Raw genomic sequence first — 20,385 nt, forward strand, 5'->3', positions numbered from 1 at the left:
CGGTCGGGAACGGTTCAGTGCAACGGGCGGAAGATGCGCTCGATGCCGTGCCATACGTCGTCGTACCCCTGTTGCAGGTGCTCGGCCCGTGCCGCTTGGGGGGTCAGGGAAACCGGCCAGCGGGTCTCGAACATGAAGGCGAGACCGTCGTCGATCTTCTGCGGGCGCAGCTCCGCGGCGCTCGCCTTCTCGAACGTCTCCCGGTCCGGGCCGTGCGCCGACATCATGTTGTGCAGCGAGCCGCCGCCCGGCACGAAACCCTCCGCCTTCGCGTCGTACGCGCCCTCGATCAGGCCCATGTACTCGCTCATCACGTTCCGGTGGAAGTACGGCGGGCGGAACGTGTCCTCGCCGACCAGCCAGCGCGGAGCGAAGACCACGAAGTCCACCCCGGCGAGACCGGGTGTGTCGCTCGGCGATGTCAGCACCGTGAAGATCGACGGGTCCGGGTGATCGTAGGAGATGGTGCCCATCACGTTGAAGCGACGCAGATCGTAGGCGTACGGCACATGGTTGCCGTGCCAGGCCACGACATCCAGCGGGGAGTGGTCATAGGTGGCCGACCAGAGGTTGCCGCAGAACTTGTTCACCACCTCCACCGGGCGCTCGACGTCCTCGAACGCCGCGACGGGCGCCCGGAAGTCCCGGGTGTTGGCCAGCCCGTTGGCGCCGATCGGGCCGAGGTCGGGGAGCCGGAACGGTGCCCCGTAGTTCTCGCACACATAGCCGCGGGCAGACTCCTCGAGAAGGTCCACACGGAACCGCACCCCACGAGGGATCAGCGCGATGTGTCCCGGCTCCACATGCAGCAGCCCGAACTCCGTGCGCAGCAGCAGCCCGCCGCGCTCGGGGACGATCAGCAGCTCACCGTCGGCATCGCTGAACACGCGGTCCATCGAGGCGGTGGCGTGGTACAGGTGCACGGCCATACCGGTGCGCTGGGTGACGTCGCCGTTGCCTCCCAGGGTCCACAGGCCGGCCAGGAAGTCGGTGCCCTCGGCAGGCTCCGGCACCGGGTTCCAGCGCAGCCGGTTGGGGTCGGGAACCGTCTGGGTGAAGGGCGCGGTGCGCAGCGCGCCGTTGCCCGTGCGGGTGAACGCGGGGTGGGCGGCCGACGGACGGATCCGGTACAGCCAGGAACGGCGGTTCTCCGCCCGCGGTTCGGTGAAGGCCGAGCCGCTCAGCTGCTCCGCGTACAGCCCGAGCGGCGCGCGCTGCGGCGAGTTGCGGCCCTCGGGCAGGGCGCCCGGGATCGCCTCGGAGCTGTGCTCGTTGCCGAAACCGGAGAGATACTCCAGTCCTTCGGCGGCCTTGCGCGGGTCACCGCTCATGTTCGCTGCTCCCTCGGGATCCGATTCCTCTGGGATACCATAGGAATGCGGTTTCTCCGGCGCAAGACGGCGCGCGATCCCGGCTCCGTCCGTCCCTCCTCCTCTTGACGGAGGACACGGATACCCGACTTCAGGGGGATACGCGGGCTCGTACCGGTGTTCTACGCTCCCCGGCATGACGTGGACGCGGAGCCCGATCACCGCGCTCGCGGTCTGTGTCGTACTGCTGGCCGGATCCGCGGGCTGTGTTTCCCGTGCCGCCCAGGGGGAGGGCGAGGCGTCCGCCTCGCCCATCGGCCGGCTCCTCGACGAGCGGGACGGGGAGGGACGCCCCTACCGCGAGGTGGACGAGGAGTACGCGCCCGAGGTCGGTGTCGAGGTCGCGCCCGACTCCGAAGGCGGCTGGGACGTACGGCTGCGGGTGCGCAACTTCCGCTTCTCCCCGCACGGAACGGGCCGGTGGGCGGTGGCCGGACGCGGTCTGGCGCACCTGGAGGTGAACGGCCGCCGCATCGCCCGGCTGCGCACCCCCGAGTACCACCTTTCCGGCGGCTTCGTCCCGCGCGGCACGCACAAGGTCACCGCGCGTCTGTACGCCGACGACGGCTCGGTGTGGGCCGTGGACGGAGAGCCGGTGGAGAGCACGGCCGACATCACGGTGTCGCGGGACGGGCCGAGCGCCGACCCGACCGTGGAGCCGATCGACGGTGCCGCCGTGTCCGGTGGGGCGGACGGCCGGAGGCGTGGCGGACGGCGCGGTTCGCCGGACCGTGCCGGGCAGGCATGATGAAGCCCGTGCCCCACGCGACACCGCTCCGCAGAGCGCCCGTGCAGCGGCGCAGCGCCGAGCGCCTGGCCCGGATCCTCGACGCCTGCGCCGCACTCCTCGACGAGGCCGGTTACGACGACCTCAGCACCCGCGCCGTCGCGGAACGGGCCGGTGTGCCCATCGGCTCCGTCTACCGCTTCTTCGGCAACAAGCGCCAGATGGCCGACGCCCTGGCCCAGCGCAATCTGGAGCGTTTCTCGGAGCGGGTCACCGAACGGATCGGGGCCACCGGTGACCGGGGCTGGAGGCACGCCATGGACGTCGTGCTCGACGCGTACCTGGAGATGAAGCGCACCGCTCCCGGCTTCTCCCTGGTCGACTTCGGCAACCAGATCCCCGTCGGCACCCGTGCCGAACCCAACCGCCGGGTCGCCGACCGCCTCACCGAACTGCTCTCCGCCCATCTGGACCGCGAGGCCGACGAGGATCTGCGCCGCACCTTCCTCGTCGCCGTCGAGACCGCCGACGCCCTCGTCCACCTGGCGTTCCGGATGGCACCCGAAGGGGACGAGAAGGTCATCGGGGAGCTGCGCGAGATGCTGCGTGCCTATCTGGCCCGGGTGCTGGACTGAGAGGCAGTCCCGCGGCACCCCTCCCCAGCATGCGTACCGGTCGGTATGCTCGGTCCGTCCGTGCGTCACCACCGCCGTACCGGGAGGCCCCGTGTCCCGCACCGCCCTGCGTATCTGCCCCCTGTGCGAGGCCACCTGCGGCCTGACCCTCACCCTCGACGACGGCCACGTCACCGGTGCCCGCGGCGACCGTGACGACGTGTTCAGCAAGGGCTTCATCTGTCCGAAGGGCGCGGCCTTCGGCGCCGTGGACTCCGACCCCGACCGGCTGCGCACCCCGCTCGTCCGCGTCGGCGGCGAACTGCGCGAGGCCACCTGGGAGGAGGCGTTCGACGCCGTGGCCGCCGGGATGCGGCCCGTCGTCGAGCGCCACGGCCCGCACGCCGTCGGCGTCGTCCTGGGCAACCCCAACGTCCACACCATGGCCGGTGCCCTCTACCCGCCCCTCCTGATCGCCGGGCTCGGCACGCGCAGCCTGTTCACCGCCTCCACTGTCGACCAGATGCCCAAGCACGTCGCCTGCGGACTGCTCTACGGAGACGCGAACCTCATCCCCGTACCCGATCTGGACCACACCGACCACCTGCTGCTGATCGGCGCCAATCCGCTGGAATCCAACGGCAGTCTGTGCACCGCCCCCGACTTCGCCGGCCGGCTCCGGGCGCTCAGGGCCCGCGGCGGCACCCTCACCGTCATCGACCCGCGCCGCACCCGCACCGCCCGGCTCGCCGACCGCCACCTCGCCGTCCGCCCCGGCACCGACGCACTGCTCCTCGCCGCGATGGCCCACACCCTGTTCGACGAGGGCCTCGTCGACCTCGGCGAGCGGGCGCCGCACATTCAGGGGATCGACGAACTCGCGGCCGCGCTGAAGGACTTCACGCCCGACGCCGTCTGCGGCGCCTGCGGCGTCGACGCGGAGACCGTCCGCACCCTCGCCCGCGAACTCGCCGCCGCCCCCACCGCCGCCGTCTACGGCCGCATCGGCAGCTGTACCGTCCCGCACGGCACCCTGGCCAGCTGGCTCGTCGACGTCCTCAACGTCCTCACCGGCAATCTCGACCGTCCCGGCGGCGCCCTCTTCCCCCAGGCCGCCACGGACAGGACCCCGCGCCCCGCCGGACCCGGCCGCGGCTTCGCCCTCGGACGCTGGCACTCCCGGGTGAGCCGGCACCCCGAGGCCAAGGGCGAACTCCCCCTGTCCGCCCTCGCCGAGGAGATCGACACCCCCACCGACGGGGGCGAGCCGGTCCGCGCCCTCGTCGCCGTCGCCGCCAACCCGGTGCTCTCCGCCCCGGACGGCGACCGCCTCGACAAGGCGCTCGGCTCCCTCGAGTTCATGGTGAGCGTCGACCCGTACCTCAACGAGACCTCGCGGCACGCGGACGTCGTCCTGCCGCCGCCCCCGCCCGCGCAGAGCCCGCACCACGACTTCGCCTTCAACACCCTCGCCGTGCGCAACCAGGTCCGGTACACCCGCCCCGCCGTCCCCCTGGAGCCCGGCCGCATGGCCGAGACCGAGATCCTCGCCCGGCTCGTCCTCGCCGCGACCGGCATGCACGGAGCCGATCCCGCCGCCGTGGACGCCATGGTGATCGACCAGACCCTCGGCAAGGCGGTCCTGGACCCGCACTCCCCGGTGCGCGGACGCGACCCGAAGGAACTGGCCGCCCTGCTCACCGGCGACAGCGGTCCGGAGCGCCGCCTCGACATGATGCTGCGCCTCGGCCCTTACGGCGACGGCTTCGGCGCCGATCCGGACGGGCTCACCCTGGACCGGCTGCTCGCGCACCCGCACGGCATCGACCTCGGCCCCCTGCGCCCGCGGCTGCCCCAGCCGCTGAAGACCCGCAGCGGCAAGGTCGAACTGCTGCCGGAACCGATCGCCGCAGACCTTCCGCGCCTGCGCGCCGCCCTGGACGAACGCCCTGGCGGGCTCGTCCTCGTGGGCCGCCGCCATCTGCGCTCCAACAACAGCTGGATGCACAACGTGCCTGCCCTCACCGGTGGTTCCAACCGCTGCACCCTGCACCTCCACCCCGAGGACGCCGAACGCCTCGGCGTACGGGACGGACAGCCGGTCCGCGTCAAGGGGGCAGGGGGAGAGGTGACGGTTCCGGCCGAGGTCACCGACGCCGTACGTCCTGGTGTGGTGAGCATGCCGCACGGCTGGGGGCACGACCGGCCCGGCACCCGTATGGGACACGCGGCCGTCAATCCCGGGGCCAACGTCAACCAGCTCCTCGACGGCAGCCTCCTCGATCCGCTGTCGGGCAACGCCGTCCTCAACGGAGTGCCCGTCGAGGTGGCGCCGTCGGCCGCCGCCGAGAACCAAACGTTCGGTGCTCTGACCTGAGCAAAGCCGTGACCTGGGGTTTTGCGCTTATTGCTCGCGGGTCAACGTCTTGCTGACACGGCTTGGCCGTACCTAACGTCGTCGCACCGCCGGCCCTGGTGGGATGTTCAAGGGCGAACGTTGGGTATCCACTCATGCTGACCATCCTCGGCTTCGCCATGATCGCGACCTTCCTGGTCCTGATCATGATGAAGAAGATGTCGCCGATCGCGGCGCTCGTGCTGATCCCCGCGCTGTTCTGTGTGTTCGTCGGCAAGGGCGCACGCCTCGGTGACTACGTCATCGACGGAGTCTCCAGCCTCGCCCCCACCGCGGCGATGCTCATGTTCGCGATCGTCGCGCGGCATCCTGCGGTCCCGGGGCGTCCCCGCGGGCATCCTCATCAGCATGGCCGTGCTGTCCGCGACCGACATCCTCACCGCCTACCTCCCGGTGGTCGGCGAACACCGGGGTATCGACCCGACCGTCATCGGCCTGCTGCTCAGCCTCCGCGCGGCGGCCACCATCGCCTGCCGGCTGGTGCTCGCGCCCCTGCTGCGGCTGTTCGGCCGCACGGCGCTGCTGACCGTGACCTGCCTGCCGGCGGGCCTGCTGTGCGCTGGTGTGGCGCTGCCGGTGCCGCTCTGGGCGCTGGCGGTGATCCTGGCCGTGCTCGGCTTCTGTCTGGGCGTCGGCCAGCCGCTGTCCATGACCACGGTCGTCCGGGCCGCACCCGCAGAGGCCCGCTCCACCGCCCTCGCCCTGCGTCTGACCGGCAACCGGCTCGGCCAGGTCGCCGCACCCGCGGCGGCGGGCCTGATCGCCGGGACCGCGGGGGTGGCGGCGCCGTTCGTGCTGCTGGGCGCCCTTCTGCTCCTGTCCTCGGGCGTCGCCCTGCGTATCCCGTCAGGCCCCGTGCAGGACCGGCCCTCCGGCCGGAACGGCAGCGGCGACCGCCCTCGGTGCCGTACGACCAGCTGAGCGGTGCCGGGGCCGCGTCCGTACTGAAAGGATGGCGGGATCACGCGCAAGTACGGGCCCCACAGTGGAGATCGGGCACCGTGCGCCTACGAGAGGGACCCCATGCTTCTGATCGTCCTGTCCGGTGTTCTCGTCGCCGTCATCGGCGGATGCGCCTGCGTCGTCTGGGCGTCGCGGGGCGGCCCGCGCTGGGCGCGCGGCGTGGCGACGGCGACCCTGGCGGCCGGTGAACTGGCCCGAAAGGTCCGGCTGCGCAGCAACGGCAGCAACGGCAGCAACGGCACGGGCAATTCCGGCGTCACCGGGGACAGCTGACGCGGAAGGACCGTGCCGGCCGGGCGCGGCAGGTGCTTGCGGCTGGTGGCTCCCAACTATGGTTGTCCTGCGGTGAGTTGCCGGATGGCCTGTCGCCGGCGCCGTGGTGGCCCGGGGAGCATCCATGGAATTGGTTCCGGAAGACGACGTGTTCGCGTTTCGGCTGTGGCGGCGCGCGCCGGACTCGGCGGAGTGGCTTGTGGCGTCACGGCTGCTGGTGTGTGTGGGCGACGGCGGTGGCGGGGTGCCGGCGCACCTGTCCTGGGTCACGGAGGACGGCGCGCAGTCCTCGGTGGCCTTCTCGTCGGACAGGGCGAGCTGTTACGGCCGTCAGCGCACAGCCGGCGGTGATGTGGTGGAGGTGCGCGGTGAACTCGACGGCCGGGGGGAGTCCCCAAAGGCGGCTGACGGTGCCCGCGGGTATGAGTTCGACACGGAGGTCGAGGACGCCGGCGGTCATCCGGCGTCACGGCTGAGGGTGCTGATCGACGATGGCAGCGAGGCGCCCGTTGAAGCCGTCCGCTTCCTGGCCCACGGCAGCGGTGGCTTCGTCGGCTACCGCCGGCCTGCGGGGCGTGCCCCGGTCGCCTACCGGAGCGTACGCCTCGCGCGGGCCGAGCCGGAGGGGTGGCGGGCAGGAGGCCCCTGGCTGCCGTTGGGCGGCACGCTGTCGATGGAGTCCCTGACGTCGCCGTCGGGACGCTTCACGGTGCTGCACTCGGTGTACGACCCGTCGTTGGCGGTACGGGACAACGTCACGCGGGAACGGGTCTGGACCAGCGAGTCGCCGCAATCAAGTCTGGTGTGCCTCGGGCCCGACGGGGACCTCGTCGCCCGGGACCACCACGGCGACCGGGTGTGGAGCACGGGCACGGGGTGGCTGGGGGTGCGGCGGCTGGAGATGCGGGACAACGGCGAGCTGGCCCTGACCGGTGCGGACGGTGGTGTGGTGTGGAGTACGGGGATCCCTCGGGTGCCCGCCGCGGGGTCCTGCCTCCGGAAGGTGGCCCGGGGGGCGACGATGCGCCGGGGTGAAAGTCTGTACGGACAGTCGCTGACCAGCGGTGACGGGTCGACCCTGCTGTTCCACGACGGACGCGTGGTGTGGGTCGCCCAGCACGGAACGACCTCGCACTGGGACAGGTTCTACGATCAGGAGAACGTCCTGGTGCTCGACGAGGACGGGTTCCTGCGTGCGCGGTCTCTGGACGGTGCGGTGCTGGAGCAGATCGCCGGGCCGGGTGCCGAGCTCGTCGTCGGGCCCGGCGCCGCGGAACTCCGTGACGACGCGGGGGCGGTGGTATGGACGTCCGACGGCGGCCGGCACCGGCGGGCTCCGGCGCGTGAGCCGGCCATGCCGCGGAACCACGTCCTGGCCGCCTGGTTCGGCGCCCTGGCGGGGGAGGGCCGCGGCTACTGCGTCGCGGTGGTGAAGGACAGTACCCCGCAGGAGGTACTCCGGCGCACCGGTCTCGCGCCGGACTCGATGACACGGGGCACATGGGGCCGCTTCCAGCAGGACCGGGACGCCGCACATCCCGATGGGGGAAACGTGGTGGCGGCGCTGGCCGTGGGGCCGGACGTGGTCCTCGTCAGTGACGACCACGACCTGCCGGTGACAGCACTGGCGCCCTCGACTTCGGTGGCCGCCCTGCACCAGCCGTCCGGAGGAGACGGTTTCGGGGGGACGTTCAGCCTCCAGCACGGCGACAGGCTCGTGGCCGAACTGCGGGACGCCCCGCGCCGCCGCAAGGGGACGAAGGTGGCGGAGGTGGCCGCCGCACTCGACGACATCGCGCACGAACTGCACCGCCACGAGCTGGTGTTCCGCACGTCCGGGGTGGTTCCGGGCGCCGCCGGGCTCGGCGGCCCCCTGCTCGGCGGTGTCCTCACACCGACGCCGTCCCCCTCCGCGACACCCCCGGCCGGGCCGCCCCGGGCGATCGAGGGGTACGACGGCGTGGACGCGCTGGTGGTCCGTACCGACTTCACCGACGAGGACACCTGGCACCGGGTCGTCGAAGGACTGCGGAAGCCGTGGCCCGACGACAGCGATCCCGTGACCCCCTACCTGATCTCCGACCCCGGGTACGCCGGCGCCTCCACCGAACAGGTGCTCGAATGTGTTTGTGCGGCCCTGGCCGGCGCGGACCTGCCGGAGGTGGTCTTCATCGCCGACGCCACCACCATGTCCGGGGCGGGTCACCCCCTGCTGGCCGTGTCGACCGCATGGGACGGCGAACCCTTCGAGGAGGACGAGGAGGAGTTCGTCACCCAGTACCGCGTCCTGCCCGACGCGGCGGTGGAAGTCAGCGCGAATGTCAATTCCGGCAGCATGGACTTCGACGACTTCGCCGGTGGTATGCCGCACGAACGCTGGGTGTGAGGTGCCGCCGGGCCCGCCGCCCCGCGCGCTGAACACGGACGTCCGCTGTCCCGCGGATCGGAGGAAGTGCCGAGATCCCGTCCCACGTCTTCCCTCGGCCGCCTACTTTCCGTTAGCTTCCGTGACTCACGCGCCCCGTACGACCCGCACGAGGCGTTCGACCGCGGAGCGCCAGCGCCCTGATGAGCCCCCGGGGGCACCCTCATGACACGCGCCATCACCCTGCACGACGTGAGCAAGTCATACACACGGGGAGCCCGCGTGGTGGACCGGCTGTCGCTGGACATCGCGCCCGGCGAGTTCCTCGTCCTCCTCGGCCCTTCGGGCTGCGGCAAGTCCACGGTGCTCAGGATGATCGCCGGGCTGGAGGACATCGACGAGGGCCGGCTCTTCCTCGACGGCGAGTACGGCAACGATCTGCCCCCGTCCGAACGGGACATGGCGATGGTGTTCCAGAACTTCGCCCTCTACCCGAGCATGACCAGCCGCGACAACATCGGCTTCCCGCTGCGCATCGAGGCGCCCGGCGCCGACCCGGCCCCGCGCGTCGACGCCACCGCCCGGATGCTCGGCATCGAGGACCTCCTCGACCGTTTCCCCGCCCAGCTCTCCGGCGGCGAACGTCAGCGGGTCGCCATGGGCCGGGCCATCGCCCGCCATCCCTCCGCCTTCCTGATGGACGAGCCGCTGTCCAACCTCGACGCCAAGCTCCGTAACCATCTGCGCGCCGAAATCGCCCAGCTCACCCGCGAACTGGGCGTCACCACCGTCTACGTCACCCACGACCAGTCCGAGGCGATGTCGCTCGGGGACCGGGTCGCCGTACTACGAGGCGGCGTCCTGCAGCAGGTCGGCAGCCCACGCGCGGTGTACTCGCTGCCGGACAACGTCTTCGTCGCCGCGTTCATCGGCACCCCTCGGATCAATCTGCTCCGCGGGCTGGTGCGCGCCCCGCTGGACGGGGCGATGACCATCAGCCTGGGCAAACAGTTCCTGCGCCTGCCCGAACCGCTCTCCCTGGACCACCAGTTGCTGCGGGTGCAGCAGGGCCGGGAGGTGATCGTGGGCCTGCGCTCGGAGGCCGTACGGATCGCCAAACCGGCCGCCGCCCGGCCCGGCGAGGTGGCCCTCACCGGCCTGGTGGAGCATCTGGAGTTCCAGGGTCACGAAGTGCTCGTCCACTTCGACACCGGCTCCAGCCCCGCCCTGGTGCCCGAACTGGAGGCCCCGCGTCCGGCTCCCGACCGACCGGACCGGCGGCGCCGCCGCGAGGGTGGCACGGTCCTCGAGCGCCTGCGGGAACGGGCGGGGGCGCTGCGTGCGGGCTCCGCGGTGGCACTGGAAGAGCCCGGACGGCCGGACCCGGCTTCCGCCTCCCTCGAACCGCGCGTACCCGGGGACCTCATCGTCCGCACCACCCCCGACATCCGGCTCCGGCACGGCATGCAGGTGCCGCTCCTGGTCGATCTCGACCATCTGTTCGTCTTCGACCAGTACGGCCGGCGGATCTGCCCGAACCCGGACCGGGTGCCCGACCTGGAGGAGTGACACGGCCGCGCGGGCCTCCCTCTGGCGCCGGAAAACTATCATCGCTAGTTTAGGTGTCCGACGGCTCGAGCAGTCGTACAGCGACGCCCGCCCCCGGAGGAAGTGCGATGAAGGCATACGACGGCATGTACATCGACGGCACGTGGCGCCCCGCCGCGGGGCCGGGCGTGATCGAGGTCGTGAACCCGGCCGACGAGCAGGTGATCGCCACCGTGCCCGCGGGCACCCCGGAGGACGTCGACGCCGCCGTCCGCGCGGCCCGCGCCGCCCTCCCGGCCTGGGCGGCCACCCCGCCCGCCGAGCGTGCCGCGCGCCTCGCCGCCCTCCGCGACGCGCTCGTCGCCCGCCAGGACGAGATCGCCGGGACGGTGACCGCCGAGCTCGGCTCGCCCCTGAAGCTCTCGGGGGCCGTCCACGCCGGCGTACCGGTCGCGGTCACGGGCTCGTACGCCGAGCTGGCGGCGACGTACGCCTTCGAGGAGCGGGTGGGCAACTCGACGGTCTTCCACGAGCCCGTCGGCGTGGTCGGCGCGATCACCCCCTGGAACTACCCCCTCCACCAGATCGTCGCCAAGGCCGCCCCCGCCCTCGCGGCCGGTTGCACCCTCGTGGTCAAGCCCGCCGAGGACACCCCGCTGGTCGCCCGGCTCTTCGCCGAGGCCGTGCACGAGGCAGGGATTCCGGCCGGTGTGTTCAACCTCGTCACCGGCCTCGGCCCGGTGGCCGGCCAGGCCCTCGCCGAGCACCCGGACGTCGACCTGGTCTCCTTCACCGGTTCCACCGCCGTCGGCCGCCGTATCGGCGCGATCGCCACCGGCATGGTGAAGAAGGTCGCCCTCGAACTCGGCGGCAAGTCCGCCAACGTCATCCTGCCGAGCGCCGACCTGGCCCGCGCGGTCAACGTCGGCGTTGCTAACGTGATGACCAACTCCGGCCAGACCTGCAGCGCCTGGACCCGCATGCTCGTCCACCGCGAGCAGTACGACGAGGCCGTGGAACTCGCCGCGGCCGCCGCCGCCAAGTACGGCGACCGCATCGGCCCCGTCGTCAACGCCAGGCAGCGGGACCGGGTGCGCGGCTACATCGAGAAGGGCGTCGCCGAGGGAGCCCGGATCGTCGCGGGCGGCCCCGAGGCCCCGCGGGAGAGGGGCTACTACGTCAGCCCCACGGTCTTCGCCGATGTCACCCCCGACATGACCATCGCCCAGGAGGAGATCTTCGGCCCCGTCCTGTCCGTCCTGGGCTACGACGACGAGGACGACGCCCTGCGCATCGCCAACGGCACCGTCTACGGCCTCGCCGGCGCCGTCTGGGCCGGTGACGAGGCGGAGGCGGTGGCCTTCGCCCGCCGCATGGACACCGGCCAGGTCGACATCAACGGCGGCCGCTTCAACCCGCTCGCGCCCTTCGGCGGTTACAAGCAGTCCGGAGTGGGCCGTGAACTCGGCGTGCACGGCCTGACCGAGTACCTCCAGACCAAGTCCCTCCAGTTCTAGGGGAGTCGTCACCATCATGGCCGTACGTGCCGCCGTTCTGTCCGCCGTCGACGCCCCGTTGGAGATCACCGGGATCGACCTGCCCGAGCCCGGTCCCGGCCGGGTCCGCATCCGGCTCGCCGCTGCCGGCGTCTGCCACTCCGACCTGTCCCTGTCCAACGGCACCATGCGCCTTCCGGTCCCGGCCGTCCTCGGCCACGAGGGTGCCGGTACGGTCGTCGCCGTCGGCGACGGCGTCACCCATGTCTCGCCCGGTGACGGCGTGGTGCTCAACTGGGCGCCGTCCTGCGGCGCCTGTCCCGCCTGCGCACGTGGCGAGGTCTGGCTCTGCGCGAACGCCCTGGCCGGCGCCGCCGAGGTGCACGCCCGCCGCTCCGACGACGGCACCGACCTGTACCCCGGGCTGAACGTCGCCGCGTTCGCCGAGGAGACGGTGGTGCCCGCGTCCTGCGTGCTGCCCGCCCCTGACGGTGTCCCGCTCACCGACGCCGCCCTGCTGGGCTGCGCGGTGCTCACCGGCTACGGCGCCGTCCATCACTCGGCCAAGGTGCGGCCCGGCGAGAGCGTCGCGGTGTTCGGCGTCGGGGGCGTGGGCCTCGCCGCCCTCCAGTCGGCCCGGATCGCGGGCGCGTCCACGATCGTCGCGATCGACGTCTCCCCCGAGAAGGAGGAACTGGCCCGGTCCGCCGGAGCCACCGACTACCTCGTCGCCTCCGACACCACTGCCAGGCGGATCCGCGCCCTCACCGGAAAGGAGGGCGTGGACGTGGCCGTGGAGTGCGTCGGCCGCGCGACCACCATCCGTACGGCCTGGGAATCCACCCGGCGCGGCGGACGCACCACGGTCGTCGGCATCGGCGGCAAGGACCAGCAGGTCACCTTCAACGCCCTGGAGATCTTCCACTGGGGCCGGACCCTCTCCGGCTGCGTCTACGGCAACTCCGACCCGGCCCGCGACCTCCCGGTCCTCGCCGGGCACATCCGCGCAGGCCGCCTCGACCTGGGCGCCCTGGTCACCGAACGCATCGCCCTGGACGGCATTCCGGCCGCCTTCGACAACATGCTGGCGGGCAAGGGCGGACGAGCGCTGGTGGTGTTCCAGCCTCTTCGGTGAGCCTGCCGGGCCGTGCGGCGCCGGCACAGGGGCCCGGAGTGTCCGGGTGACGGCGCCGGTGGGCTCGGGGGAGGCCCGGCGAGTGGCCGGGTAGGGCAGGTCAGGTCGGCCCGGATGTCCGGCCGGTCTGTCCCGTCTCCTGTCGGGAGGGCGGCGCCGTGGCTGTCCGGGTGGTCGGCCTCGTCCGCGACCGCGACACCGCCACGCCCGCGAGACACAGGGCGCCGCCCACCAGGGTGAGCGCGCCCGGTACCTCGCCGAGCGTCAGCCACGACATCAGCACGACCAGGGCGGGCACCGCGTAAGTGGTCGCCCCCATCCGGCCGGCGGTCGTGCGGGACAGGGCGTAGGCCCAGGTGGTGAAGGCGAGGGCGGTCGGGAAGACGCCGAGGTAGACCATGTTGAGCGTGGCGGAGAGGGGCGCGTGGGCGGCCTCCCCCACGAGCTGCCCGGCGAACGGCAGACACGCCACCGCCCCCACCAGACACCCGTACGTCGTCACCTGCAACGGGCTCGCCGCACCCAGCGCGGGCTTCTGGGCGACGACCCCCGCCGCATACGCCACGGCCGCCAGCAGACACAGCACCACCCCCGACACCGATGACCCGCCCTCCCCGGACATCGACAGCCCCACGGTGACCGCGCCGGCGAACGACACGGCCATCCCCGCCAGCAGCCGGGGCGGCACGGAGTCCCCGAGCAGCCGGGCGCCGAGCAGGGCGATGAGGATCGGTCCGATGTTCACCACCAGGGCGGCCGTACCGGCGTCGACCTGCTGCTCACCCCAGTTGAGGGCCACCATGTAGAACCCGAACCAGAGCAGCCCGGATACCAGGATCCCCCGCCACGCCGGCCGGGGCGGGGGCCCTTCCCGCCGCAGCAGGCAGATCGCCCCCAGCGTCAGCGCTCCCGCCAGCAGCCGGCCGAGCGCGAGAGCCCCCGGCGAGTACGCCGTGCCCGCACTGCGGATCGACACGAAGGCGGAGGCCCACAGCACGACGGTGACACCGGCAGCGCAGGCCGCCAGTACCTCGGGGCGGGGAGCGGGACGAGAGGAGACGTTCATCATTTCCCGGAGGCTAGGAGGAGGAGCGAGCGGGCCGCTCGCGGTTTTCGGACGTGCGGGTCACCGGAGGGCCGCCACGTCGATTCCGAGCAGCTCGGACAGCGCACGTGCGCCCTCCTCCGTCACCTTCACCGCCCGCTCGGAGCCGATGCGTACGCACCACCGCGCCTCCAGGGCGTGCCGGCACAGGGCCGCGCCCGCCACCCCGGCGAGGTGGGGGCGGCGTTCCGTCCAGTCCAGGCAGGCGCGGGCCAGCGGGCGGCGGCCGCGGCGGTCGAGACCGATACCGGCCGTGTCGAACCAGCGCAGCCCCGCATCGGTGAGCGCGAACCCGGTGTCCTGGCGCAGCAGCCCCCGTGCGGTGAGGCCGTCGGTGAGGGCGATGCCGAGCCGCCCGGCGAGGTGGTCGTAGCAGGTGCGCCCGCGGGCCATGGCCGACCCGGCGCCCGACTGCCTCAACGTGCGCGGGCGTTCGGCGGCGCTCGGGGCCACCTGGGAGGCCAGGTCTTCCACCAGCTGGGCGACCCGCGCGTCGGCGGGACGTACGTACCGGTGCCGGCCCTGCCGTTCCTCGGCCAGCAGCCCGCCGGCGACCAGCTTGCTGAGATGCTCGCTCAGCGTGGACGCGGCCACCTGGCAGTGCCGGGCCAGCTCGCCCGCCGTCCAGGCCCGCCCGTCCAGCAACGCCAGCAGACACGCGGCCCGGGTCTCGTCGGCGATCAGCGCGGCGAACCGGGCCAGCCCCGCCGCCCGGGGATCCTTCGTGCTCATGCCCCCAGCATGGGACACGGACGCTGCGGTGCTCACCGAAGTGTCCGCGAGGTGCTCAGCCGTCGGCCCGCACCTGCTCGTACTGCAGCGCCAGCCCGTCCAGCAGCGCGGCCAGCCCTGTCTCGAAGGCCCGCTCGTCGATCTTCTCCTGCTGGTCGGCCAGCAGATGGGCCTGCCCGAGATGGGGATAGTCGGCGGGATCGTAGGCGCTCACGTCGTCCACGAAGCCGCCCGCGAAGGAGCCGAGCGCGGAGCCCATGATGAAGTACCGCATCAGCGCGCCGATGGAGGTGGCCTGGGCGGGCGGCCAGCCCGCCTCGACCATCGCGCCGTAGGCCGCGTCGGCCAGCCGCAGCGCCGCCGGGCGGCGGCCGGGACCGCGGGCCAGGACCGGGACGATGTTCGGGTGGTCACGCAGTGCGCTCCGGTAGGAGACCGCCCAGTCGTGCAGCGCGGTCCGCCAGTCCCGGCCGTCCTGGAACATCGACAGATCGACCAGCGCGCTCACCGAGTCGGCCACCGCCTCCAGGATCTCGTCCTTGGTGCGGAAGTGGTTGTAGAGCGAAGGCCCGCTCACCCCCAGCTCCGCGGCGAGCCGACGCGTGGAGACGGCGGTCAGGCCCTCCGCGTCCACGAGCGCACGGGCTGTCTCGACGATCCGTTCGGTGCTGAGCAAGGGCTTGCGCGGTCGGGCCATGGCGCACATAGTAGGACCGCGACAAGAAACTAGCAGTGCTAATTTAAATGTGCACAGTCTGTGGATGTGTACGGCAAGCGGATCTCACATGGGGTGACTCGGTATGAACCTGGAGCTGGGTGACGAGCAGGAGGCCGTCCGCCGGCTTGCCCGGGACTTCGTGGAGCGCGAGGTGGTGCCCCACGCCACCGCCTGGGACCGCGCCGAGGAAGTGGACCGCGGCATCGTCAGGAAACTCGGCGAGGTCGGCTTTCTCGGGCTGACGATCGACGACGAGTACGGCGGTTGCGGCGGCGACCATCTCGCGTACTGCCTGGTCACCGAGGAGCTGGGCCGGGGCGACTCCTCCGTGCGCGGTATCGTCTCCGTCTCTCTCGGCCTGGTCGCCAAGACGATCGCCGCCTGGGGCAGCGAGGAGCAGAGGCGCACCTGGCTGCCGGGACTCACCTCAGGCGACTACGTCGGCTGCTTCGGTCTCACCGAGCCGGGCACGGGCTCCGACGCCGGCAACCTCACCACGCGCGCGGTGCGCCAAGGCGGCCACTACGTCATCAACGGCACCAAGATGTTCATCACCAACGGCACCTGGGCCGACGTCGTCCTGCTCTTCGCGCGTTCCACCGACGCCCCCGGTCACCAGGGCGTCTCCGCCTTCCTCGTCCCCGCCGACACCCCCGGCCTGACCCGCCACGCCGTTCACGGCAAGCTCGGCCTGCGCGGCCAGGCCACCGCCGAACTGGTCCTCCAGGACGTCCGTGTGCCCGCTTCCGCGATGCTGGGGGAGGAGGGCAAGGGTTTCGCGGTCGCCATGTCCGCCCTCGCCAAGGGGCGGATGTCGGTCGCGGCCGGCTGCGTCGGCATAGCCCAGGCGGCCCTCGACGCGGCCGTGCGTTACGCCGGGGAGCGCGAGCAGTTCGGGAAGCCCATCGCCCGTCACCAGCTCGTCCAGGAACTGATCAGCGACATCGCCGTGGACGTCGACGCGGCCCGGCTGCTGACCTGGCGGGTCGCGGACCTGATCGACCGGGGCCGGCCGTTCGCCGTTGAGTCCTCCAAGGCCAAGCTCTTCGCCTCGGAGGCGGCCGTCCGCGCGGCCAACAACGCGCTGCAGGTCTTCGGCGGTTACGGCTACATCGACGAGTACCCGGCGGGCAAACTCCTGCGCGACGCGCGCGTGATGACCCTCTACGAAGGCACCAGTCAGATCCAGAAACTGGTCATCGGCCGCGCCCTGACCGGGGTTTCGGCCTTCTGAGTACGAGCCTGAGTATCCGAGCGGATGTGGCCGCGGCCACATCCGCCGATTCTTGTCCCCATGAGCGACACACCGGTCAAGCAGCAGAGTACGGCCGCCTTCTACGGTCAGGCCGTGGCGTCCTTCGGCGTGGCCATGGGTGCCACCGCGGTTGGCATCTTCAATCTGGAGACCGATGCCTGGGTCCGCGCCTTCCTGGGCATCGCGGTCCTCTACCTCGTCACCTCGGCCTTCACCCTGGCCAAGGTCATCCGCGACCGCCAGGAAGCCGGCGCGATCGTGAACCGGGTCGACCAGGCCCGCCTGGAGAAACTTCTCTCCGAGTACGACCCGCTGCAGAAGCTCTGAGGGAGGCGCGCCGCAGCCTGTCCCGGCAGATCAGGCGCGCGGCGATCCGGAGCTCCGTTGCGGGAGGAGGAGCCGGGCCCGGTGCCCGGCCGCACTGCGGAGGAGGGCGTCGATGCGGCGGGGTTCCCCCGCGCAGGGCGCCTCTCCCGTCCGGGCGGAGCCGCCGGCCGGGGAGCGGCACCCGACGAGCGCCGCCGGGGTACCGTCCACGCCCTGCGGCCGGTGAGGGCTGCCGGACCCTGCTCCGCGATGCCCGACGGGCCGGTGCTAAGCGCTCGCTCACCCTTGCCGGTATGGTGTTACCCCTGCCAGCGAATGAGGTGAGCGATGAGTACGGCGGAGGAGACGGCCGGCGCCGAGGCGCAGCCGTGGGGTGAGGTCACACCCGATGCGGCCCGGCGGCTGCTGCTCGCTGCCGTGGAGGCGTTCGCGGAGCGCGGCTACCACGCCACGACGACCCGCGACATCGCGGGCCGCGCCGGGATGAGCCCGGCCGCGCTCTACATCCACTACAAGACCAAGGAAGAGCTGCTCCACCGCATCAGCAGGATCGGTCACGAGAAGGCCGTGGAGATCCTGCGCACGGCGGCCCGGACCGAGGGCAGCCCGGCCGAACGGCTCGCCGACGCGGTCAGCTCCTTCGTCCGCTGGCACGCGGGCGGCCGTACCACCGCCCGGGTCGTGCAGTACGAACTCGACTCACTCGGACCCGACGCCCGCGCGGAGATCCTTGCCCTGCGGCGCCAGGTCGACGCCGAGGTGCGTGGGATCATCGAGGAGGGCGTGCGCTCCGGTGACTTCGACGTCGCCGACGTCCAGGGCACCACCCTCGCCGTGCTCTCCCTGTGCATCGACGTGGCCCGCTGGTTCAACGTCGACGGACCCCGCACCCCCGAGGAGGTCGGCGCGCTCTACGCCGACCTCGTGCTCAGGATGGTCGGAGCCCGGGGAACCGGCGCCGCTCAGAGGTAGTAGCGGGCCACCGACTCGGCCACGCACACCGGTTTGTCGCCGCCCTCGCGCTCCACGGTGAACGCCGTGGCCACCTGGACCCCGCCCTGCACCTCGTCCACGGCGCTGATCGTCGCGGTGGCGCGCACCCGTGAGCCGACCGGCACCGGTGCGGGGAAGCGGACCTTGTTGGTGCCGTAGTTGACGCCCATCGTCACGCCCTCGACGGAGATCAGCTGCGGGCCGAACAGCGGCAGCAGCGACAGCGTCAGATAGCCGTGCGCGATGGTCGTTTTGAACGGCCCCGCCGCGGCCTTCTCCGGATCGACGTGGATCCACTGGTGGTCCCCGGTGGCCTCGGCGAAGAGATCGATCCGCTTCTGGTCGACCTCCAGCCAGTCGGTGTACCCCAGCTGCTCGCCCACCGCCGCCTTCAGGTCGTCGACGGACGTGAAGATCCTCGGCTCTGCCATGTCCCGGCCTCTCGCGTCACGTAGTCGCAGGCGCATTCCGTGTGCGCATGCCTAAGCAACTGCTTAGCATGGTCGGCCGGGGGGCGCCTGTCAACGGACCCGGGTGTCATGGAGGTCGGTAGGGTTCGAGGCGTGCAACGGATTCCAGAGAAGATCCACGAACTCACGGTCGGCCAGCTCTCCGCCCGCAGCGGCGCCGCCGTCTCCGCCCTGCACTTCTACGAGTCGAAGGGTTTGATCAGCAGCCGCCGCACTCCGGGCAATCAGCGGCGCTACAGCAGGGACACCCTGCGCAGGGTCGCCTTCATCCGCGCTGCCCAGCGCGTCGGTATCCCGCTGGCCACGATCCGGGAGGCGCTCGCCCGGCTGCCCGAGGAACGCACCCCCACCCGGGACGACTGGGCGCGCCTCTCCGAGGCCTGGCGCTCCGAACTGGACGAGCGCATCCGGCAGCTCAACCGCCTGCGCGACCACCTCACGGACTGCATCGGCTGCGGCTGCCTCTCCCTGGACACCTGTGTCCTGTCCAACCCGGACGACGTCACAGGGGAACGCCTGACGGGCTCCCGCCTGATGGCCGAGCAGGCACCACGGGACCACGACCGCTGACCACGGCTCCGGCGTTCGAGCGGCGTTTCCCGGGCCGGCCGTCGGGGTCGCCGGCTCCGGCCGGTGTTGCGGGTCGCCCGCATGGGCCGCCCCTGGGTCTGCCGTCCAGGGCCGGCCGCACGGACTGGCGCCGGCCGGCCGCACGGACCGGCGCCGGCCGCCCGCGGCCCGCGACGCCGGCTCATTCGTATTCGGTGCCGCCCTTGCGGGTCAGATAGGCGGGGCTCACCGCCTTGGCTATCGCGCGGCCGCCCGTCACCGGGCTGTGCCGCTCGACCACCGGCCGGATCACCACACCCTCCCGCAGATGCAGCTCCCGCCCGGACACCGTCTCCCGGCCACTGGCGATCTCCAGCACCCGCGCACTGTCGTACGCGCCGGAGAACAGCCGCGGCACTAGCGGCAGCCGGCCGTCCAGCAGCTGTGCCGGGTCCAGCCAGCGCACCCGGCCGTCGATCTCCGCGGACACGTCGAACACCGCGTACCCGAGGGTGTCGCGCCGCCCGTCCGCGCCGTACGCCAGGTCCTGCACACCCGCGCCGTAGACCTCGCCGAAGACGCCGACCCGCCGCGCCCCCAGCCGGGCGGCGAGCTCCGCCGCGGCCTCGGCGACACCGTGCCCGCGCACCGCACGCCAGTACAGGTTGCGCGGGTCCTCCTTCAGCGCCAGCGACCTGCCGCCGAATCCCTTGGAGGAGACGTACACCCGGTCCCCCTCGGCGGCGTACGTCAGCAGACAGGCCGTGCCGTGCAGCTTCTCGGTGAGCACGACGGGTTCGCCGGGGGTGAAGATTCCCGGATAGCGCTGGATGTTCTCGATGTCGACCCAGGGCAGCAGGTCCGGCGCGGACTCCACCTCGCCGCTCATGGTCGGCGGGACCGGCGGCACCCACTTTGTGATGCCGAGCAGCTCCGCGAAGTCGGTGCCGTCCTCGGCGGCCCGCACCAGGTCGACGTCCGCGAGTGCCTTCGGCCGGCAGACGATGCCCTGCGACAGCTCACCGCGCAGCCGGATCGCCTTGACCCGGTCGTGGCTCCCGCCCGCCAGGCGCCCGGTCAGCCCCAGCTCCTCGATCAGCCCGGCCGGCAGCACGGACTGTTCGGGGATGTAGACGGCCGCATCACCCGTGCGGTAGGCGCCCTTGGCGACAACGGCCCGGTACAGGCCCACCTGGGCCAGTTCGAGGGCGTCGGCGCCCGGGTGTTCGTGGACGGTCAGTACTTCGGCGGTGACGCGCAGCGTCGACATCGGACAGCTCCCAGGGATCTCAGGTGCGTTTCATCGCCACCGACTGTCCACGGAAGAAA

Annotated in this window: 18 protein-coding genes and 2 pseudogenes; 14 read left to right on the forward strand and 6 right to left on the reverse strand. The window is 72.2% G+C overall.

The features are described 5' to 3' along the window. Positions 1–14 precede the first annotated feature (14 nt). Positions 15–1,331, reverse strand: coding sequence for a homogentisate 1,2-dioxygenase (hmgA, locus tag ACZ5C2_RS24540; protein ID WP_468794719.1), 1,317 nt, complete (start codon positions 1,329–1,331; stop codon positions 15–17). Between the two features lie 175 nt (positions 1,332–1,506). On the opposite strand from hmgA, the gene ACZ5C2_RS24545 reads away from it, so the two are divergent. From ACZ5C2_RS24545 to ACZ5C2_RS24590, 10 genes and pseudogenes are all read left to right on the forward strand, one after another. Further along, positions 1,507–2,118, forward strand: coding sequence for a hypothetical protein (locus tag ACZ5C2_RS24545; protein ID WP_468794722.1), 612 nt, complete (start codon positions 1,507–1,509; stop codon positions 2,116–2,118). After that, the gene (locus ACZ5C2_RS24550; RefSeq protein ID WP_468795041.1) at positions 2,118–2,732 is read left to right on the forward strand and encodes a TetR/AcrR family transcriptional regulator; all 615 of its coding nucleotides are present in this window, start codon (positions 2,118–2,120) and stop codon (positions 2,730–2,732) included. The genes ACZ5C2_RS24545 and ACZ5C2_RS24550 overlap by 1 nt, the downstream gene beginning before the upstream one ends. A 91-nt stretch (positions 2,733–2,823) precedes the next feature. Continuing rightward, positions 2,824–5,088 carry a molybdopterin oxidoreductase family protein gene (locus tag ACZ5C2_RS24555; protein ID WP_468794725.1) on the forward strand — a complete coding sequence of 755 codons (2,265 nt, stop codon included), beginning with the start codon at positions 2,824–2,826 and terminating at the stop codon, positions 5,086–5,088. A gap of 134 nt (positions 5,089–5,222) precedes the next feature. Beyond that, a pseudogene (locus ACZ5C2_RS24560) lies at positions 5,223–5,426 on the forward strand (citrate:proton symporter); the annotation flags it as partial. Between the two features lie 4 nt (positions 5,427–5,430). After that, positions 5,431–6,048 (forward strand): annotated as a pseudogene (locus ACZ5C2_RS24565) (MFS transporter); the annotation flags it as partial. A 102-nt stretch (positions 6,049–6,150) separates the two neighbouring features. Next, complete coding sequence (locus ACZ5C2_RS24570) at positions 6,151–6,363, forward strand: hypothetical protein (protein WP_468794728.1); 213 nt, start codon at positions 6,151–6,153, stop codon at positions 6,361–6,363. 124 nt (positions 6,364–6,487) lie between these two features. Then, positions 6,488–8,749: a DUF6924 domain-containing protein gene (locus ACZ5C2_RS24575; RefSeq protein ID WP_468794731.1), complete on the forward strand. Its 2,262-nt coding sequence runs from the start codon at positions 6,488–6,490 to the stop codon at positions 8,747–8,749. Between the two features lie 204 nt (positions 8,750–8,953). Then, positions 8,954–10,297, forward strand: coding sequence for an ABC transporter ATP-binding protein (locus ACZ5C2_RS24580; RefSeq protein ID WP_468794734.1), 1,344 nt, complete (start codon positions 8,954–8,956; stop codon positions 10,295–10,297). A gap of 107 nt (positions 10,298–10,404) precedes the next feature. Beyond that, complete coding sequence (locus ACZ5C2_RS24585; RefSeq protein WP_468794737.1) at positions 10,405–11,793, forward strand: aldehyde dehydrogenase family protein; 1,389 nt, start codon at positions 10,405–10,407, stop codon at positions 11,791–11,793. Positions 11,794–11,809: 16 nt separating this feature from the next. Then, entirely contained in the window at positions 11,810–12,907 is a 1,098-nt protein-coding gene (locus ACZ5C2_RS24590) for a Zn-dependent alcohol dehydrogenase (RefSeq protein WP_468794740.1), read from the forward strand. 100 nt (positions 12,908–13,007) lie between these two features. Here ACZ5C2_RS24590 and ACZ5C2_RS24595 read toward each other — a convergent pair whose 3' ends face one another. From ACZ5C2_RS24595 to ACZ5C2_RS24605, 3 genes are read right to left on the reverse strand one after another with little or no spacing between them, the layout of a single operon-like run. Beyond that, positions 13,008–13,976 (reverse strand): DMT family transporter, encoded by a 969-nt coding sequence (locus ACZ5C2_RS24595; RefSeq protein ID WP_468794743.1) that lies wholly within the window; start codon positions 13,974–13,976, stop codon positions 13,008–13,010. A 57-nt stretch (positions 13,977–14,033) separates the two neighbouring features. Next, complete coding sequence (locus tag ACZ5C2_RS24600; protein WP_468794747.1) at positions 14,034–14,744, reverse strand: ArsR/SmtB family transcription factor; 711 nt, start codon at positions 14,742–14,744, stop codon at positions 14,034–14,036. A gap of 55 nt (positions 14,745–14,799) precedes the next feature. Beyond that, positions 14,800–15,441 (reverse strand): TetR/AcrR family transcriptional regulator, encoded by a 642-nt coding sequence (locus ACZ5C2_RS24605; RefSeq protein ID WP_468794750.1) that lies wholly within the window; start codon positions 15,439–15,441, stop codon positions 14,800–14,802. Positions 15,442–15,544: 103 nt separating this feature from the next. Here ACZ5C2_RS24605 and ACZ5C2_RS24610 point away from each other — a divergent pair, with 103 nt between their 5' ends. The 3 genes from ACZ5C2_RS24610 (at position 15,545) to ACZ5C2_RS24620 (ending at position 18,016) form a co-directional block, all read left to right on the forward strand. Next, positions 15,545–16,696 (forward strand): acyl-CoA dehydrogenase family protein, encoded by a 1,152-nt coding sequence (locus ACZ5C2_RS24610; RefSeq protein ID WP_468794753.1) that lies wholly within the window; start codon positions 15,545–15,547, stop codon positions 16,694–16,696. Between the two features lie 60 nt (positions 16,697–16,756). Further along, complete coding sequence (locus tag ACZ5C2_RS24615; RefSeq protein ID WP_468794756.1) at positions 16,757–17,044, forward strand: YiaA/YiaB family inner membrane protein; 288 nt, start codon at positions 16,757–16,759, stop codon at positions 17,042–17,044. Positions 17,045–17,371: 327 nt separating this feature from the next. After that, positions 17,372–18,016, forward strand: a complete 645-nt coding sequence (locus tag ACZ5C2_RS24620) for a TetR/AcrR family transcriptional regulator (RefSeq protein ID WP_468794759.1) — start codon at positions 17,372–17,374, stop codon at positions 18,014–18,016. Here ACZ5C2_RS24620 and ACZ5C2_RS24625 read toward each other — a convergent pair. After that, complete coding sequence (locus tag ACZ5C2_RS24625) at positions 18,007–18,468, reverse strand: MaoC family dehydratase (protein WP_468794762.1); 462 nt, start codon at positions 18,466–18,468, stop codon at positions 18,007–18,009. The genes ACZ5C2_RS24620 and ACZ5C2_RS24625 overlap by 10 nt on opposite strands. 132 nt (positions 18,469–18,600) lie before the next feature. Between ACZ5C2_RS24625 and soxR the strand changes: the two genes are divergently transcribed. After that, on the forward strand, positions 18,601–19,077 hold the full coding sequence (gene soxR / locus ACZ5C2_RS24630; protein WP_468794765.1) for a redox-sensitive transcriptional activator SoxR: 477 nt from the start codon (positions 18,601–18,603) through the stop codon (positions 19,075–19,077). A 181-nt stretch (positions 19,078–19,258) separates the two neighbouring features. Here the strand turns inward: soxR and ACZ5C2_RS24635 are convergent, their stop codons facing one another. Then, entirely contained in the window at positions 19,259–20,326 is a 1,068-nt protein-coding gene (locus ACZ5C2_RS24635; RefSeq protein ID WP_468794768.1) for an RNA ligase (ATP), read from the reverse strand. Between the last annotated feature and the right edge of the window lie 59 nt (positions 20,327–20,385).

The sequence above is a fragment of the Streptomyces sp. NPDC031365 genome, assembly GCF_055569765.1.

Coding starts and splice junctions, on each gene's coding strand:
- hmgA (WP_468794719.1), bottom strand. CDS start 1,331: ATGAGCGGTGACCCGCGCAAGGCCGCCGAAGGACTGGAGTATCTCTCC.
- ACZ5C2_RS24545 (WP_468794722.1), top strand. CDS start 1,507: ATGACGTGGACGCGGAGCCCGATCACCGCGCTCGCGGTCTGTGTCGTA.
- ACZ5C2_RS24550 (WP_468795041.1), top strand. CDS start 2,118: ATGAAGCCCGTGCCCCACGCGACACCGCTCCGCAGAGCGCCCGTGCAG.
- ACZ5C2_RS24570 (WP_468794728.1), top strand. CDS start 6,151: ATGCTTCTGATCGTCCTGTCCGGTGTTCTCGTCGCCGTCATCGGCGGA.
- ACZ5C2_RS24575 (WP_468794731.1), top strand. CDS start 6,488: ATGGAATTGGTTCCGGAAGACGACGTGTTCGCGTTTCGGCTGTGGCGG.
- ACZ5C2_RS24580 (WP_468794734.1), top strand. CDS start 8,954: ATGACACGCGCCATCACCCTGCACGACGTGAGCAAGTCATACACACGG.
- ACZ5C2_RS24585 (WP_468794737.1), top strand. CDS start 10,405: ATGAAGGCATACGACGGCATGTACATCGACGGCACGTGGCGCCCCGCC.
- ACZ5C2_RS24590 (WP_468794740.1), top strand. CDS start 11,810: ATGGCCGTACGTGCCGCCGTTCTGTCCGCCGTCGACGCCCCGTTGGAG.
- ACZ5C2_RS24595 (WP_468794743.1), bottom strand. CDS start 13,976: ATGATGAACGTCTCCTCTCGTCCCGCTCCCCGCCCCGAGGTACTGGCG.
- ACZ5C2_RS24600 (WP_468794747.1), bottom strand. CDS start 14,744: ATGAGCACGAAGGATCCCCGGGCGGCGGGGCTGGCCCGGTTCGCCGCG.
- ACZ5C2_RS24605 (WP_468794750.1), bottom strand. CDS start 15,441: ATGGCCCGACCGCGCAAGCCCTTGCTCAGCACCGAACGGATCGTCGAG.
- ACZ5C2_RS24610 (WP_468794753.1), top strand. CDS start 15,545: ATGAACCTGGAGCTGGGTGACGAGCAGGAGGCCGTCCGCCGGCTTGCC.
- ACZ5C2_RS24615 (WP_468794756.1), top strand. CDS start 16,757: ATGAGCGACACACCGGTCAAGCAGCAGAGTACGGCCGCCTTCTACGGT.
- ACZ5C2_RS24620 (WP_468794759.1), top strand. CDS start 17,372: ATGAGTACGGCGGAGGAGACGGCCGGCGCCGAGGCGCAGCCGTGGGGT.
- ACZ5C2_RS24625 (WP_468794762.1), bottom strand. CDS start 18,468: ATGGCAGAGCCGAGGATCTTCACGTCCGTCGACGACCTGAAGGCGGCG.
- ACZ5C2_RS24635 (WP_468794768.1), bottom strand. CDS start 20,326: ATGTCGACGCTGCGCGTCACCGCCGAAGTACTGACCGTCCACGAACAC.